The 3,401-nt window shown below is 51.0% G+C and carries 2 rRNA genes; both read left to right on the plus strand.

Features of this window, described 5'->3' with window-relative positions:
- The first annotated feature begins 193 nt into the window (after positions 1-193).
- Positions 194-3,086: ribosomal RNA gene (locus tag N5D48_RS25955) — 23S ribosomal RNA — on the plus strand.
- Between the two features lie 149 nt (positions 3,087-3,235).
- Positions 3,236-3,351 (plus strand): 5S ribosomal RNA (rrf, locus tag N5D48_RS25960).
- Positions 3,352-3,401 lie beyond the last annotated feature (50 nt).

The following is a 3,401-nucleotide window of genomic DNA, read 5'->3' on the forward strand; positions in this document are numbered from 1 at the left end:
TGAATGTTGATTTCTGACTTTTGTCAGATCGTTCTTTAAAAATTCGGATATGTGATAGATAGACTGAATACCAGTTTCACTGCTGGTTATTCAGGCTAAGGTAAAATTTGTGAGTTCTGCTCAGTAATGAGCGAAATGCGAATTTTCGGCGAATGTCGTCTTCACAGTATAACCAGATTGCTTGGGGTTATATGGTCAAGTGAAGAAGCGCATACGGTGGATGCCTTGGCAGTCAGAGGCGATGAAAGACGTGGTAGCCTGCGATAAGCTTTGGGGAGTCGGCAAACAGACTGTGATCCAGAGATCTCTGAATGGGGGAACCCACTCAGCATAAGCTGAGTATCTTGTACTGAATACATAGGTGCAAGAGGCGAACCAGGGGAACTGAAACATCTAAGTACCCTGAGGAAAAGAAATCAACCGAGATTCCCTTAGTAGTGGCGAGCGAACGGGGACCAGCCCTTAAGCTGGTTTGAGATTAGTGGAACGCTCTGGAAAGTGCGGCCATAGTGGGTGATAGCCCCGTACACGAAAATCTCTTGCCAGTGAAATCGAGTAGGACGGAGCACGAGAAACTTTGTCTGAACATGGGGGGACCATCCTCCAAGGCTAAATACTACTGACTGACCGATAGTGAACCAGTACCGTGAGGGAAAGGCGAAAAGAACCCCGGAGAGGGGAGTGAAATAGAACCTGAAACCGTATGCGTACAAGCAGTGGGAGCCTACTTTGTTAGGTGACTGCGTACCTTTTGTATAATGGGTCAGCGACTTATATTCAGTGGCGAGCTTAACCGAATAGGGGAGGCGTAGCGAAAGCGAGTCTTAATAGGGCGCTTTAGTCGCTGGGTATAGACCCGAAACCGGGCGATCTATCCATGGGCAGGTTGAAGGTTAGGTAACACTGACTGGAGGACCGAACCGACTACCGTTGAAAAGTTAGCGGATGACCTGTGGATCGGAGTGAAAGGCTAATCAAGCTCGGAGATAGCTGGTTCTCCTCGAAAGCTATTTAGGTAGCGCCTCATGTATCACTGTAGGGGGTAGAGCACTGTTTCGGCTAGGGGGTCATCCCGACTTACCAAACCGATGCAAACTCCGAATACCTACAAGTGCCGAGCATGGGAGACACACGGCGGGTGCTAACGTCCGTCGTGAAAAGGGAAACAACCCAGACCGTCAGCTAAGGTCCCAAAGTCATGGTTAAGTGGGAAACGATGTGGGAAGGCTTAGACAGCTAGGAGGTTGGCTTAGAAGCAGCCATCCTTTAAAGAAAGCGTAATAGCTCACTAGTCGAGTCGGCCTGCGCGGAAGATGTAACGGGGCTCAAACCATGCACCGAAGCTACGGGTATCACCTTTGGTGATGCGGTAGAGGAGCGTTCTGTAAGCCTGTGAAGGTGAGTTGAGAAGCTTGCTGGAGGTATCAGAAGTGCGAATGCTGACATGAGTAACGACAATGCGAGTGAAAAACTCGCACGCCGAAAGACCAAGGTTTCCTGCGCAACGTTAATCGACGCAGGGTTAGTCGGTCCCTAAGGCGAGGCTGAAAAGCGTAGTCGATGGAAAACAGGTTAATATTCCTGTACTTCCAGTTATTGCGATGGAGGGACGGAGAAGGCTAGGCCAGCTTGGCGTTGGTTGTCCAAGTTTAAGGTGGTAGGCTGAGATCTTAGGCAAATCCGGGATTTCAAGGCCGAGAGCTGATGACGAGTGCTCATTAGAGCGCGAAGTGGTTGATGCCATGCTTCCAAGAAAAGCTCCTAAGCTTCAGATAACTGGGAACCGTACCCCAAACCGACACAGGTGGTTAGGTAGAGAATACCAAGGCGCTTGAGAGAACTCGGGTGAAGGAACTAGGCAAAATGGCACCGTAACTTCGGGAGAAGGTGCGCCGGCGAGGGTGAAGGACTTGCTCCGTAAGCCCATGCCGGTCGAAGATACCAGGCCGCTGCGACTGTTTATTAAAAACACAGCACTCTGCAAACACGAAAGTGGACGTATAGGGTGTGACGCCTGCCCGGTGCCGGAAGGTTAATTGATGGGGTTAGCGCAAGCGAAGCTCTTGATCGAAGCCCCGGTAAACGGCGGCCGTAACTATAACGGTCCTAAGGTAGCGAAATTCCTTGTCGGGTAAGTTCCGACCTGCACGAATGGCGTAACGATGGCGGCGCTGTCTCCACCCGAGACTCAGTGAAATTGAAATCGCTGTGAAGATGCAGTGTATCCGCGGCTAGACGGAAAGACCCCGTGAACCTTTACTATAGCTTTGCACTGGACTTTGAGCTTGCTTGTGTAGGATAGGTGGGAGGCTTTGAAGTGGGGACGCCAGTTCTCATGGAGCCATCCTTGAAATACCACCCTGGCAACCTTGAGGTTCTAACTCAGGTCCGTTATCCGGATCGAGGACAGTGTATGGTGGGTAGTTTGACTGGGGCGGTCTCCTCCCAAAGAGTAACGGAGGAGTACGAAGGTGCGCTCAGACCGGTCGGAAATCGGTCGTAGAGTATAAAGGCAAAAGCGCGCTTGACTGCGAGACAAACACGTCGAGCAGGTACGAAAGTAGGTCTTAGTGATCCGGTGGTTCTGTATGGAAGGGCCATCGCTCAACGGATAAAAGGTACTCCGGGGATAACAGGCTGATACCGCCCAAGAGTTCATATCGACGGCGGTGTTTGGCACCTCGATGTCGGCTCATCACATCCTGGGGCTGAAGCCGGTCCCAAGGGTATGGCTGTTCGCCATTTAAAGTGGTACGCGAGCTGGGTTTAGAACGTCGTGAGACAGTTCGGTCCCTATCTGCCGTGGACGTTTGAGATTTGAGAGGGGCTGCTCCTAGTACGAGAGGACCGGAGTGGACGAACCTCTGGTGTTCCGGTTGTCACGCCAGTGGCATTGCCGGGTAGCTATGTTCGGAAGAGATAACCGCTGAAAGCATCTAAGCGGGAAACTTGCCTCAAGATGAGATCTCACTGGAGCCTTGAGCTCCCTGAAGGGCCGTCGAAGACTACGACGTTGATAGGTTGGGTGTGTAAGCGCTGTGAGGCGTTGAGCTAACCAATACTAATTGCCCGTGAGGCTTGACCATATAACACCCAAGCAATTTGTGCATGAAAGCCAAATTGTGGTGGTGAAGACGAAAGAACCGAAAGTTCGCTGCTCTTGAAATAAAGAGCCACAAATTCACATATCCGAATTCGCTAGAGTATCCATCTGGATCTTCTGGCAACAGAATTTCTTGACGACCATAGAGCATTGGAACCACCTGATCCCATCCCGAACTCAGCAGTGAAACGATGCATCGCCGATGGTAGTGTGGGGTTTCCCCATGTGAGAGTAGGTCATCGTCAAGATTCATTTCGCAAAACCCCTATCTGCGCGAGCAGGTAGGGGTTTTGTCTTT

Source organism: Pseudomonas sp. GD03858, from assembly GCF_029840925.1.
Taxonomy (GTDB): Bacteria; Pseudomonadota; Gammaproteobacteria; order Pseudomonadales; family Pseudomonadaceae; genus Aquipseudomonas.